General features: G+C 40.0%; 12 protein-coding genes. 10 read left to right on the forward strand and 2 right to left on the reverse strand.

Features of this window, described 5'->3' with window-relative positions; translation table 11 throughout:
• The first annotated feature begins 22 nt into the window (after positions 1–22).
• From araA to TY15_RS11455, 10 genes are all read left to right on the forward strand, one after another.
• Positions 23–1,447, forward strand: coding sequence for an L-arabinose isomerase (gene araA, locus TY15_RS11415; protein WP_040207283.1), 1,425 nt, complete (start codon positions 23–25; stop codon positions 1,445–1,447).
• Positions 1,448–2,173: 726 nt separating this feature from the next.
• Entirely contained in the window at positions 2,174–2,389 is a 216-nt protein-coding gene (locus TY15_RS11420) for a hypothetical protein (RefSeq protein ID WP_040207285.1), read from the forward strand.
• Between the two features lie 863 nt (positions 2,390–3,252).
• Complete coding sequence (locus tag TY15_RS11425) at positions 3,253–3,966, forward strand: GntR family transcriptional regulator (RefSeq protein WP_040207286.1); 714 nt, start codon at positions 3,253–3,255, stop codon at positions 3,964–3,966.
• 227 nt (positions 3,967–4,193) lie between these two features.
• Positions 4,194–4,343, forward strand: coding sequence for a lyase family protein (locus TY15_RS25315; protein ID WP_142305384.1), 150 nt, complete (start codon positions 4,194–4,196; stop codon positions 4,341–4,343).
• Positions 4,344–4,589: 246 nt separating this feature from the next.
• Entirely contained in the window at positions 4,590–6,209 is a 1,620-nt protein-coding gene (locus TY15_RS11430) for an ABC transporter substrate-binding protein (RefSeq protein WP_052353756.1), read from the forward strand.
• A 120-nt stretch (positions 6,210–6,329) separates the two neighbouring features.
• Positions 6,330–7,265 carry an ABC transporter permease gene (locus TY15_RS11435; RefSeq protein ID WP_040207288.1) on the forward strand — a complete coding sequence of 312 codons (936 nt, stop codon included), beginning with the start codon at positions 6,330–6,332 and terminating at the stop codon, positions 7,263–7,265.
• A 32-nt stretch (positions 7,266–7,297) separates the two neighbouring features.
• Complete coding sequence (locus TY15_RS11440; protein ID WP_052353757.1) at positions 7,298–8,230, forward strand: ABC transporter permease; 933 nt, start codon at positions 7,298–7,300, stop codon at positions 8,228–8,230.
• A 78-nt stretch (positions 8,231–8,308) separates the two neighbouring features.
• The gene (locus tag TY15_RS11445) at positions 8,309–9,268 is read left to right on the forward strand and encodes an ABC transporter ATP-binding protein (protein WP_040207289.1); all 960 of its coding nucleotides are present in this window, start codon (positions 8,309–8,311) and stop codon (positions 9,266–9,268) included.
• Positions 9,253–10,257, forward strand: a complete 1,005-nt coding sequence (locus TY15_RS11450) for an ABC transporter ATP-binding protein (RefSeq protein ID WP_042374467.1) — start codon at positions 9,253–9,255, stop codon at positions 10,255–10,257. The genes TY15_RS11445 and TY15_RS11450 overlap by 16 nt, the downstream gene beginning before the upstream one ends.
• Before the next feature lie 89 nt (positions 10,258–10,346).
• Entirely contained in the window at positions 10,347–11,429 is a 1,083-nt protein-coding gene (locus tag TY15_RS11455; RefSeq protein WP_040207321.1) for an NAD/NADP-dependent octopine/nopaline dehydrogenase family protein, read from the forward strand.
• Positions 11,430–12,121: 692 nt separating this feature from the next.
• On the opposite strand, the gene TY15_RS11465 is transcribed toward TY15_RS11455, so the two are convergent.
• Both TY15_RS11465 and TY15_RS11470 read right to left on the reverse strand, forming a co-directional pair.
• Positions 12,122–12,823, reverse strand: coding sequence for a metallophosphoesterase family protein (locus TY15_RS11465; RefSeq protein ID WP_040207292.1), 702 nt, complete (start codon positions 12,821–12,823; stop codon positions 12,122–12,124).
• Between the two features lie 165 nt (positions 12,824–12,988).
• The gene (locus TY15_RS11470) at positions 12,989–14,254 is read right to left on the reverse strand and encodes a Y-family DNA polymerase (RefSeq protein WP_040207294.1); all 1,266 of its coding nucleotides are present in this window, start codon (positions 14,252–14,254) and stop codon (positions 12,989–12,991) included.
• Positions 14,255–14,265: the final 11 nt, after the last annotated feature.

A 14,265-nucleotide genomic window follows, 5' to 3' on the forward strand; every position in this document is an offset into this window, starting at 1 on the left:
ATCTAAGAAAAGAGGATCCATTATGACAACAACAGGTAAAAAAGAATTTTGGTTTGTTGTAGGTTCACAGCATCTTTATGGGGAAGAAGCGTTAGCAGAAGTCAAAGCTCATGCACAAACGATGACCGATGCCTTAAATGAAAGCGGCGTTTTACCATATCTGATTGTATTGCAGGATTTAGCTATTAGTGCAGATAAAATCACCAGTATTATGAAAGAAGTCAACTATCGTGACGAGGTTGCCGGTGTGATCACTTGGATGCATACTTTCTCACCTGCAAAAATGTGGATTCGCGGTACAAAATTATTACAGAAACCATTGCTTCACCTAGCAACACAATTTAATGAAAGCATTCCTTGGGCTACGATTGATATGGAATTCATGAACTTGAACCAATCTGCTCATGGCGACCGTGAGTATGGTTTCATCAATGCCCGTTTGAAAAAACAAAATAAAGTAGTTGTCGGTTACTGGCAGCGTCCTGAAGTGCAAAAGCAAATTGCCGAATGGATGGACGTAGCGGTTGCTTATAACGAAAGCTTCAACATCAAAGTTGCCCGCTTTGGTGACAACATGCGAAACGTTGGCGTTACTGAAGGAGATAAAGTGGAAGCACAAATTCAATTTGGCTGGACAGTGGACTACTTTGGTATTGGAGATCTGGTTCAATACGTGAATGCTGTCACGGACGAAGAAATTGATGCATTATTTGCTGAATATGAAGACCTTTATGAATTTGATTATGGTACTTACAGCAGAGAAGCTTGGGAAGCGAGCGTAAGAGTTCAAGTAAGCTATGAAATTGCGATTAAACGCTTCCTTGATGACGGCGGTTACAATGCCTTCACTACTAACTTTGAAGATTTGTATGGAATGAAACAGCTTCCTGGTCTTGCGGTTCAACGTTTGATGGCGCAAGGATACGGCTTTGCCGGAGAAGGAGATTGGAAAACTGCGGCACTTGATCGTTTACTTAAAGTCATGAGCCGTAACCAATCAACCGGCTTCATGGAAGATTACACCTATGAATTAGCTTTGGATCAAGAATCCGCTCTTCAATCCCATATGCTTGAAGTCGATCCATCTTTAGCAAGCAATAAACCAAAAATTATCGTTTCTCCATTAGGAATTGGCAATCGTGAAGATCCGGCACGTTTAGTATTTGACGGTAAAGCAGGAGAAGGTGTCGTTGTTTCAATGGCTGATTTCGGTACCCATTATAAACTTTTGATCAGCGAAGTTTCGGCATTCGAGCCGACTGTGCCAGCTCCAAAACTTCCGGTTGCCCGTGTGCTTTGGAAAATTAAGCCGGACTTCCAGGATGGAGTAAAAGCTTGGATTGAAAATGGCGGCGGACACCATACGGTTGTTTCATTAAATTTAACAACAGACCAAATTGTTAGTTACGCAAAACTGGTTGATTTGGAGTATGTAGTGATTAAGTAATGCCGTAGCCCTTCGAGGCGGCGTTGCTTCCTTGGTTGGAAAATCCATTGTTCCTAAAATTGGATAAGAGTAACGGAACCATTTGCGTGCCAATCATGACAGCTTCCATGTCTCAAGAAGCTGTGTTTGCCATCTTCGGTGGAAAATTTACTTTTAGATAGTATTCCTTAGAGGGGTATAACAGAAGACCTTATTTAGATACATTATGGTGAACCGTATCCAAAAAAAACAAGACACGATGCACCTCTTGTCAAATGGTCAAATTAATGTTATGTTTTTGTTTCTTTAAAAATAAATCGTAATGAGGTGAGGATAATGGAAACCAAAAAATATATGTCTTATCCTCATATTGCTTTTTAGATATTTTGTTCAAATACATTAGGCTCTGAGGGTAGGATTCACTCTCAGGGCTTTTTATATTTAGGCAGAAGGAACGTTTAAGCTTTCTTGCCGATCTATGACAGCCACTTATGGAGTGGCTGTTATTTTTTTGTTTTCCGTTATTCACCGCTTTCCAAATATGAAAGGATGATATTTTATTAAAAGACTCGCTCAATATTTTCGCTCCTTACAATCCAGCCGGGCATCTTACGGTCTGATTTATGAAGATCCCATCTATTGGAATAATGATGTTGCCTTTACGTTGAACCGACACATAAACTCACACTGGATAAACCATGTATCACCATCAAAATACCTTTTGACCGTCTCGGCTTAGATGAAAATATGAATCAAGCTGTTCTCGCAGATTTTGCATTAAGAGAATGGCTTGATCATATTGAAGCATTAAATGAATTGATTGATAACCGGTCACGTTCTGATAAAGAAAATGGTGCTTTTTATTGTTTTCGTCCAACCAATGTGGTGTTGCAACGAAATGCATCCTATGTCGAAGTCATATTGCGTGAGAAGTGGGACAAAGTATTGGTAAGCCAATCCTGAAACTGTGTTAGGTAGGATATGAGATTGATAGCAACTTACTCCAAACTGCCACTTAAGCAAAAGGTATCTTTAATTAGGTTTTATCGACAAAGTTCGAGTTGAGAAAAGATAAATCCGTTGTCTGATAAGCTTTGTTATTACTAATCAATCGTTTGTGTAGTGTCGGCTCGTAGGGCAATATGTTGAGACTTGCTGAATCCGGAGAATCTAATCGATTTCTGAGGAGATATTGTTCCTTTTGTATGGTTGGGTATACAATTCTCGCATCAATGAAAGGCCGAATCGTCCTCTATGGCAGCATTGGTAGAAATTTCAATCAATCGTTTGGTTAATAGCAGTCTTGTCGATAAATACAACATTTACATCTATTTAGAAACTAAAATACGGTCTTTCCTGTTACTTGAATAATCCATTCCTAAAGTTACAGAAAAACCCCTTGGCTTATGATATGAAACAGAACCTTCGTTAACCGGAGAAGTAATGCACATTGCTGTATCGCAACCTAAATGACGAACTTTTGAAAAGAATAAATGATATATTTCTCTCGTTAATTCTTTATTTCTAATACTTATCTCATATTGTTCAACTAGGCTTTTTGAAATTTAGAACTACTAATTGCAAGAAAACAAAATATATAAAAAATTCTAAATTTTAATTGTTTTTTGAAAAATAGTGTTTTATAATACGAATATGTACAGACATACGGACATTCGTACATACAACGATTTTATTAAGGTCGTTAACCATAAGGCTTACTATCTATATTCCAATTCGCTAAACTTTCAATAGTACAGTTAATTAAGATATGTTAAAAAGATAATAAACGGAGAACTAAAAACAAATTTGAATAAAGAGGAATTAAGATGAAAGCTATCATTAACGAAGAAAGTGGCATTCCATTGTATTACCAAATAAAAGAGTTAATAAGGGAAGGAATTGATAATGGGGAATGGAAAAGTGGGGACAAAATACCGAATGAGGTTGATTTAGCAAAGGATTTTATGGTCAGTAGATCAACGATAAGGCAAGCTATTTTGGAATTGGTTAATGAAGGTATTTTAACAAGAAAAAAGGGGGTTGGTACTTTTGTTTCTAAGCCCAAATTTGAGGGGAACTTTATTAGCCTCTCTTATCCAGAAGAGCTAGGAAATAAACATACTCCAATAAGTATAAAGGTTATAGAAGGTACACCTGGGAAATTCAAAGCGCTTAATATAAAAGATAATGAAAAAGTATATGAAATTATTCGTTTAAGGTTATTTAATGAAGAGCCGGCAGCAATTGAACAATCTTATATTCCTGTAAGAATCGTACCTGACTTACTTGAAAATAATCTTGAGGGAAAAATCAATGAGCTTTTAGCAGAAAAGTATGGGCTTTCCTTAACAAGATATAAAAACTATATTGAACCAGTACTAATAGATTCTTATGCGAGCAAAATATTAGAGGTTGAGCAAAACCAACCGGCGTTAAAAATAACAAAGCTATTAATGTCAACACAGGGAGAACCTGTTATGTTAAGTACTGCTATTTTTAGAGGTGACAGATGTAAGTTGCTATTTAGTTCAGAAGAGTGAGGTTTCGGGAAGAAACTATGAAAATTGCAGAAAACTCGCTCGATACTGTTATGACAGACTAGTCTCATATGCAGCAGGCTGAACCAGTTACATTAGTCTACTGTTTGTAAGCGATTTCACCAACGGTTGAAAGAGACTAAATACTTTTTATACAATTCCTCAACTAGACAATCATCATTTAAAATCGACCGCAAGGAAACTTCTAAACTCCTGGAATTACACTACCAATGGAAAATTCAATTGACGTTGTGGCTTCTAAAGATTACGTATTAGAGGCACCTTCAGCAATGAATATTTTAATGAGTAACTTAAGTCGTTTTAGCCATGACCTGTACATATGGTCAACAAATGAATTTGGTGTGGGGATCTGCAAATAAGGGTTACTGAAAGGAGTGATGTATTTACAAAATTTAGAAAGATGAAGGCGAAGAATGTTAAACAATGTGTGCAAGGAATTTTCAACTTACGCTGAAAATGGGTCATTTTTGCAATTTATTATAGGGTATGATACGCGTTTGAAGGAATGGAATTATCCATTTTCTCCGCCCTTTGTGAAGGACACACAAGGACAAAATGGAGAAAAAAGATTTACCTAAACCAATCTGCAGGGGGAAATGAGGATTATGAGGAATAAAAAGTTCTCTATTGGCATTGTTTTGCTTGTCATGGTTTCCATGCTTTTATCGGGTTGTTTTTCTGGAGAAACTTCCGAACTCGCGGGTAACAAAACGAGTCAAAAAAGTTCGGATAAAAAAATATTACGTGTGTCAATCGTGGGAGAAGCCGAAAAACTGGATCCTCATTGGTCGGCTACGACACCAGAGGTAACCGTGATATCCTCTATATACAATGGGCTCGTTCGCTTTGCACCCGGTACAACTGATCTCGAAAAGATCGAACCCGATTTGGCTGAAAGTTGGGACTCTAATGAAGACAAAACGGTTTGGACATTTCACGTCCGCAAAGGAGTGAAGTGGCATAAAGGTTATGGGGAATTAACGGCTGAAGATGTAAAGTGGTCATTTGATAGGGTCATGGATCCTAAAACGGGCTCACCGTGGCAATCTGAATATTCCAATGTGGACAGTGTTAAAACAGATGGTGATTCCACGGTTATTTTCACCTTGAAACATCCGGACAATGGATTCTTGATGAAAGTTCTTAATTACCATGGAGGTAATATTGTTTGTCGGAAAGCCATTGAAGAAGCGGGTGACGATCATATGAACATTGCGATTGGTACCGGTCCCTTTATGTTGAAGGAATACCGCACACAAGAAAAAGTTGTTCTGGTTAAAAATCCCGACTATTTTCGGGGAGAGCCGAAATTGGACGGTATCGATTATATCATGATGGATGACCCGACTGCGATTGAAGTAGCCGTAGAAAATGGGGAACTTCATTTAGGAAATGGGCAAGCGGATAAAAATTGGGTTGAACAAAAGAAACAAAGTAATAACTTTTCCATTGAGGTCCCTAAACCAAAAGTATTTCGGGCAATCTATCTCAATACCTCAAAGAAACCATTCGATGATATACGGGTAAGGCAAGCATTTGCCTATGCACTAAACGCATCCGAATATGTTAAGGGGTATCTGGGTACTACCGCGGCAAGCATTCCTACTTCACCTTTGCCTAGCTCATACTTTGGATCAACTGAGGTGGATTTAATTGGAAATAACGCAAAAAAGGCAAAGAAATTGCTGGCAGAAGCGGGATATCCAAATGGGTTAACCTTGCCGAAACAGTATATGACAACGGATAAGAATCATCTGGACGTGGCGATTTGGGCGCAAGATAAACTAAGAAAAGTCGGAATTGAAATGCCAATAGAACAAGTTGACCATGCCACCTATCAAGCCAATATACGTAAAGATTTGAATAATGTTGTTATCTACGGTTACGTTCGGCAGCCATATTTAGATTTCCCTCTGAGCCAATTCTTTTATGGTCCAGCGACAGTTGGAAAGGATACAGCTGTTACGAATTTTATCCATTACGATAAAGTGGATGAATTACTTGAAACAGTCAGGGTTACGGCAGACCCTGAACAACAAAAACAACTATACAAACAAATTGTAGAACAAATTAATGAAGATGTGGTTGCTATTCCGATAGCTGAAGAAGGACATCCATTTATGCGCAGAAATGAAGTGGATCTGGGTTATAAGCCAGTAGATGGCGCCTTTGGATCCATGTTCGACGGCTATCCTATCTACGAAACAACAGACATAAAACAATAGTCCTGTGTAGCCGTCATTTCCAAATGGGCCTGCACATCCAAAAGGTGCAAGCCCAACCATTCAAACAGGTGTTTCTAATTATTAGATAGTACTTATTAAATGGAAAGGAGGGGATGATCATTGTTTCAATACACCGTAAGAAGAATTATCTTCACCGTCCCTACGGTTATATTAACTGTATCGATTATCTTCTTTGTATTACGGGTACTGCCCGGTAATCCGGCCGTATTGATATTAGGTGACTCTGCAAGTGCCGAACAAATCGCAAATTTACAAGCGAAATTAGGTACCGATTTACCTATATGGGAGCAATATATCCATTACGCGGTCAATATTATTCAAGGTGACTTTGGTAACTCATTAACCACGGGAAGACCTGTTACCGAACAGCTCCTCAGTTTGATCCCCCATACTTTGGAGTTAGCACTTGCTGCAGTGTTTATCGGTGCATTGATAGGAATACCCGTGGGTATCATTACGGCTGTAAAACGAAATACATTCATTGATGGTTTCTTCAGATTGGGGGCCCTAATCGGTATTTCAATGCCGGCGTTTTTCCTCGGACTGTTATTGTTAATCGCCTTTTCACTTAAAATCCCATTATTTCCTTCATTGGGAGCTGGTAAGGGTATAGTGGAGAATTTGCATCACTTGGTATTACCGGCTTTTTCTTTAGGACTTATTAATGCGGCCTTAGTGATGAGAATTACGCGGGCAAGCATGCTTGAAGAGGTGAATAGAGATTATGTACGTGCAGCTCGTGCAAAAGGACTTCCAAAAAGTAAGGTGGTAGGTAAACATATTTTACGAAATACGTTAATTCCTGTCATCACCGTTATTGGCTTGGATATTACAACCTTGATTAGCGGGGCCGTCTTAACTGAAACTGTTTTCAGTAGACCGGGCTTGGGAAGTTTAGCTGTAGGTGCCATAAAAACCCGTGATTATCCGACTCTTCAAGCCTGTTTAATCTTATTCGCCATTCTCATTATTTTTGTTAATTTATTAGTTGATTTAAGTTACTCCGTCATTAATCCAAAAATCAGAGCCAAATAAAAAAACAAATTTGAGAGAAAAGGAGGGCCAAGATGATTGAAGCAAAGTTAAAAGAGAACAACGAAGGCGTGTTAGCACAAAATAATCAGATGCCAGTTGATAAAAAGGCGAAGTCTTCCAATCCATCGAAAGTTTATTGGAAAGTTTTTAAAACAAGTCCTTTAGGTATATCAGGCTTAGTTATTTTAGTATTGATTATATTTGCCGCCATTGCAGCACCTATACTGGCGCCATATGACCCTTTAACGCAGAATATTACGCAAAGGGTGCAAGGCATCTCTGCGGAACATTGGCTTGGAACTGATGCCTACGGTCGCGATATATTGAGTCGAATTATCTTCGGTGCCCAAACCTCACTAACGGTTGGATTACTATCTGTCTTGGCAAGTGGGGTAATCGGAACCGCAATTGGCATATTCGCCGGCTACAAGGGCGGAAAGTTCGATGAAATCCTCATGAGGATCATAGAGTCTATCATGTCCATTCCGATGTTATTACTTGGACTTATGTTACTTGTCGCTCTAGGATCAAATATGACAACATTAGTAACCGCGTTAAGCATTGGTCTAGTACCCAGCTGTGCAAGAATTGCGCGTGGCCCGGCTTTGGAAATCAAAGAATCGGAGTATGTAAAAGCTGCTATAGCGAGTGGGGCAAGCAGTTTTCGGATTATGGTCGTTCATATTTTACCGAATATAATGGGATCATTACTTGTTGTTGTAACGCTTAACATGGCTTCGGCGATACGAATTGAAGCAAGCCTCAGCTTTTTGGGAATCGGTATTCAACCACCTACACCGACATGGGGAAACATGATAAAAGATTCGTTATCCTATTTAACTACGGCTCCGAGTCTCGCCATCTTTCCGGGACTGGCGTTAATGATTACAGTTATTGCTTTTAATTTGATTGGTGATACGATCCGCGATGCTTCAGACCCGTATATTATACGCAAGCGGGGTTAAACACGAATCATTGTATAAAATGAATAGTCCAGCTTCGTTATGACGAGTGACTTTTACGACGAGAGGGGTGAAATAAACATGGTATTAGATGTTAAAAACTTAAGTGTTGGCCTTGGAACAAAAGACAATCAAAAATTAATTTTAAATCAGGTTAATTTTTCAGTAAAACGCGGTGAAACCGTCGCGATTGTTGGCGAAAGTGGCTGTGGGAAAAGTATGACAGCACTGACCGTCATGGGGCTGCTCCCTGAGCCCGTCGTTAGTTTAGTATCGGGAGAAATCCTTTTACAAGGAAAAAACTTGACTAACCTCAGTCAGAAGGAAATGAACAAAGTAAGGGGAAAAGATGTTGCCATGATATTTCAGGAGCCAATGACAACCCTGAACCCCTCCTTTACCATTGGAAATCAACTTGGTGAGATCTTCAAAATACACTCTAATTTAAATTCCGAAGAAATTAGGAAAAAATGCATTGAAATGTTAACGAAAGTCAAAATACCCGACCCTGAGGCCAAACTCAAAGTATATCCACATCAGTTGTCAGGAGGCATGAGACAAAGAGTGGTGATTGCCATGGCGTTGGCGTGTAATCCAAAAGTCATTATTGCCGATGAGCCGACTACCGCTTTGGATGTCACGATTCAAGCCCAAATATTAGACTTACTTGTGGAATTGCAAACACAGTTCAATACAACCGTCATTTTGATTACCCATGATCTCGGGGTTGTCGCTGAAACCTGCCAAAGAGCGATTGTCATGTATGCCGGGCAAGTCGTGGAAGAAGGTTCGGTGGAAGAGTTATTTGAACATCCACAACATCCATATACGAAAGGCTTAATGGATTCCATTCCGAGACTGGGTGATGCGAGGGGGAAATTGCATGTCATTAAAGGGAGCGTACCCGACATGGACGCGATGCCCCAAGGATGTAGATTTAATCCACGGTGTGAGGTTGCCACCGATATTTGTCGCAAAGAAGCACCCGAGCTGGAAATCACAAGTGACGGAAGGAGGGTACGGTGTTGGCACAAACTGTAACGGATAACACGATATTGGAAGTTAAGAATCTTAAAACCTATTACCCTATTTATGGGGGATTTCTTGGAAGGGCCATTAGTAAAGTCAAAGCCGTCGATGATGTCACATTTTCGGTAAAAAAAGGGGAAACCTTCAGTATCGTAGGCGAATCGGGCTGTGGGAAAAGCACAACAGGAATGAGTTTAATTCAGCTTGTGACCCCCACTTCAGGTGAAATCCTTTTTAATGGGGAAAACATTTTTGGTAAAGATAAACGGAAACTGAAAAAAGTAAGGAGAAATATACAAATTATTTTTCAAGATCCCTTTAGTTCATTAAATCCGAAAATGACTGTTAAAAAGATTATCGCCGAACCCCTTGTCATTAATCGAATCGCCTCAGGTCAGGAACTGGAAGATCGGGTGGTCGAATTATTAGAAATGGTAGGCTTAGGTGCCCATCATTTATATCGATACCCTCATGAATTTTCAGGGGGACAACGACAAAGACTGGGAATTGCCAGAGCTTTGGCATTAAATCCCGAGATCATTATCTGTGATGAACCGGTATCCGCTTTGGATGTGTCAGTTCAGTCGCAGGTGTTGAATTTAATGCAAGAGTTACAGGAAAAACTCAATTTGACGTTTATCTTTATTTCACATGACCTAAGTGTTGTCGGACATATTAGTGATCATGTCGCGGTCATGTATCTTGGAAGAATTATCGAGATGGGTACACGAGAGGAAATCTATCAAAATCCACAGCACCCTTACACAAAATCGCTCATGTCGTCGATCCCTTTACCAGACCCAAAGGCCAAATTTACAAAGAAAAGAATCGTTTTGGAAGGGGATGTTCCCAGTCCGGAAAACCCTCCAACAGGTTGTCATTTTCACCCTAGATGCCCATATAGAACAGATAAATGTAAGGAGGTATATCCTGAATTTATGAAAGTGACCCCCAACCATTCCGTGGCATGTCATTTGGTGGAAAGCGGGCAATTGGCTTAGGTTTCATTTTAGTTAGTGTTTTCGTTCAGAAGTTCTTTCGTTCTAAAAAAGTAGATCAAAAAATATCAGCGAAATCGAGGGATAATAAAATGAAATTTACTATTATTGGGGCTGGAAACGGCGGTCAAAGTATGGCTGCACATATCACACTTTTAAATCATGAAGTTGTTTTATATGATATTCAAACTGAATTAATCGCAAAAATCAAAGAAAAGGGCGGTATTAAAGCTGAGGGTGTTCTTGACGGATTTGCCCCTGTTACTGCAACAACAGATTTGGAGTTTGCTATGAGTGATGCCGAGGTCATCATGGTGACAACTACTGGAACTGCACATAAAGGTGTTGCTCGTTCTATTGCACCGTATCTTCAAGACAATCAGATTATTATGATATTCCCGGGCTATTGGGGAGCTCTTGAGTTTAGAAATATATTTAACGAAGTCGGCATGAATAAAAAAGTGTATGTTGCTGAAACGGAATCTCTTATTTATGCTTGCCGCTATATTGAACCGGGGCATGTGAATATTAGAGGGGTCAAGCAACATTTAGAGTTTGCTACTCTGCCTGCAACTGACGCTTCCATCGTAAAGGAAAGACTAAATGAAGTTTATCCACAATTAGTTGCTACGGACAGTGTTCTTACGACTACCTTAAACAATTTGAATCCTCAATTTCATGTACCTATAGCGTTATTAAATACTGGTAGAATAGAATCGAAGGGAGATTTTCTCTTTTACCCAGAGGGTGCCACCCCGTCTGTTGTCAATGTCATTGAGGCAGTTGAAAATGAAAGATTAGAAATCGGCAAAAAATTAAATATCAATCTATCTACTTGTCCAGAACTTCTTCATAGATTCTATGATGTGGATGAAGATAATATATACGATGCACTGCAAAATAATCCAGCATATAAGAATGGTAAAGCACCGTCAACGTTAAATTATCGGTATATTTATGAAGATATTCCTTATGGGCTGCACCCCATGGTGAAGTTAGGCGAAAAGTTGGGTGTAGAAACGCCTGCATCCAATTTACTCATTGAACTGGCATCCATCATTAGAAAAGAAAATCTCCGAGCAAATGCCTTGGAATTAACGGATTTAGGACTGGACGATAAAACACCAGAAGAAATTGTTGAATACTTAAAAGGAAATACAAAAGCATATCATTAAATTACTGAATATTAAGTAAATGATTAGGGCCGTGGGGACGGTTCCGCTGGCTCTTTCAAAATTCCGGTGCCTGCACGCCTCGAATTTTGTCAAATCTCGAAGATTGATAGGTAATTAATGCAGTAGAACATAGATCGGAAGGGGATTCTGCGAGAAATAGGCGTATATTTCTTTCGGAAAAACGTCCTAGACAACAAGAAAAGTGCCCGACGCCGTCGCCAGCTTAAGGGTGGTTCCCGAAAATAATATACTTTGACAACCAACACCCTGACTTTTGTAGTTGCAGGTAGAAGTGTTAGCAGCACTTCTACTTTTATTTTATAGAAGGGGAAGACTAAATCTAGTCATGAAATTATAGAACTTCCTTCAAATTGATAGCAAACCCATTCAAAAATACAAAAGTCGCCTTCAAAATTCCTTTTTGAAGGCGTTTTTTTGACCTTCCCTCTAAAAAAGCCCACAAAGGTGAAAAGTGAATATTCGCTTTCCCCCGCTAATCTTGGGTATCGTAGAAGTACTAAGGCGCGGGCTTTACATAAAGCCTTCGCAAAGGACGAGGTGATGAAGGGGTTCATAAAGTGTTCACCTGTTATTGAAACGCAGATAACCCTTTCCTACATTGCAGGTGAAGAGTGATGGAATGAACTACGCGTTGTATTTATTTGACCTAGTTAAGATACGGGACAACCAATTTATTCAACATAAAAAACCTGCGAACTCTCAACATCTAGACAATACAATCTTCCACCATATGCACAGCCGCCATCGATTCCAATGATATGATTATCGCCAAAGTAGACATCGTTGCTTTCGTGCAATTCTGTTGTCGGTGTATGTCCAAATATAATCGTCTTTTCTCCCTTGTATCCCTTATGAAACTCCTCGCGAATCCACACGAGTGTATGAGGTTCAGTTGAAGCGACTGGTGTATTTGGATGAACACCTGCATGTACAAAGATGTGGGTGTCTGTTTCATAGTAGTATGGAAACTTTTTTAGGATTTCAAGATGTGTTCGGATACTATTATTCATTTGAATAGGCTCCGGCATTTCGTCCGTAGTATACCAATACTCGGCATCGTCCTTTTCCATTTCATAGCCGTAATTCTGAAGCGTCTTTATTCCGCCATTGTAATACCATCTTTTCAAGTTCATCGGATCCCCATGAAAAGCATCTATCATCATCTTTTCATGGTTTCCCATTAAAGCAATCGCTCCCTCGCTTTTCAGCTGAATGACTTTATCTAAAACGGCTTTCGAATCGGGCCCGCGATCGACAAAATCACCTAATAACAATAGCTGGTCCCGGTCTTGGTCATATTGAACAAGCGCCAAAAGACGTTCGAATTTTTCTAAATCCCCATGTATGTCACTGATGGCAAGCATTCGTTTCAATCGTCACACCTCCTAATGAACTGGTACAATCGTTGTTTTTAATGATTCTATCATACTCTATCCATTCCGGTGCCTGTCACGCCTCGGATGATGTAATTCTCCTGTTGTAAATTTTTACGGGTATTTTGTGACAAACCAAAAACCCTCACCGATGAGGGTGAGAGGTTAACCTTGATGGCCACCGACGAGTGATGCACGATGTTTTGCTGTGCCTGCGGCCGTATAAGAGACAGCGCGTAAAAGGGCAGCTGAACCAAACTTATTCCGGATTTTATCTACTGTATATCCGAGTGCACGTTTTTTCCATCCATCTACATCAAATAGATCAAGCTGCATCTCGTAATCATCGTATAGTTTACCGATCGATAAAGAGATCTGCCGTACCGTTTGCCCTCGATAATTTTCTTTCATTAATTCGAGACAAACCTGATAGATATCAATCGTCACATTGGTAGGTTCCTCTATTGTTCTCGACCGCAGAAAGCCACCCCCGAATTCGTCTTTACTGTAGCTTAGTCCAAAGCTAATCGTCCGACCGACTTTTCGGGCGTTTCTTGCCCTCCGCGCAACCTCTTCACACATTTCCAAGACCACAGCCTTAATTTCCTTTTCCTCTTTGTAATCGCGTAAGAGAATTTGACTCTTCCCAAAACTGACTTGCCCTTGCACGATGGGGGCCCCAATCTCAGATAAATCCACTCCCCAGGCATGGTGATACAATTGGTTCCCCATAATCCCAAATTTCTTTTCCAGTAGCGATAGGTCAAATCTCGCCAATTGGCCAACAGTAAAAATCCCCATGCTATGCAACGTTTTTTGTGTTCTGCTTCCGATTCCCCACATTTCAGATAAAGGCTGAAGAGGCCATAATTTTCTTGGTATGTCATCGTATGTCCATTCGGCAATCCCGTTAGGGGCTTTTTTTGATTCTAGGTCTAATGCTAACTTCGCGATCAGCATATTTGGTCCTATTCCTACCGTGCATGGCAAACCAAAACTCTTTCGAATATCGGCCTGGATAAGCGCGGCTATCTCGTCAGGGGTGCCCCATATCTTTTCCAATCCCTTTACGTCAAGAAAGCTTTCATCAACGCTGTATGTGTGGACAGCAGAGGGTGGCACATAGCGATAAAACAGCTTAGTCAGCTCAGTTGAGACTCTAACAAATAAGCGCATTTTAGGGTTAACGATCAAAATTTTTGGATCGTTTGGGATCTCAAACATCCGGGACCCCGTTTTTATCTTATAATCCCTTTTTAGCGCTGGGGAAGCTGCTAATACGACACTGCCTGATCGATCTGTATTGGCGACCACAGCCAGGTAACAGGTGAGTGGATCTAGCCCTTTGTCAACAGCTGCCACGCTCGAATAGAAACTTTTCATATCGATACATAATATTTTACGTTCTGGAAACTGAGTATAGTCGATCATGTTGTCATACC

Origin of the sequence: Neobacillus jeddahensis (genome assembly GCF_000612625.1) — a bacterium.
Lineage (GTDB): Bacteria > Bacillota > Bacilli > Bacillales > Cytobacillaceae > Neobacillus > Neobacillus jeddahensis.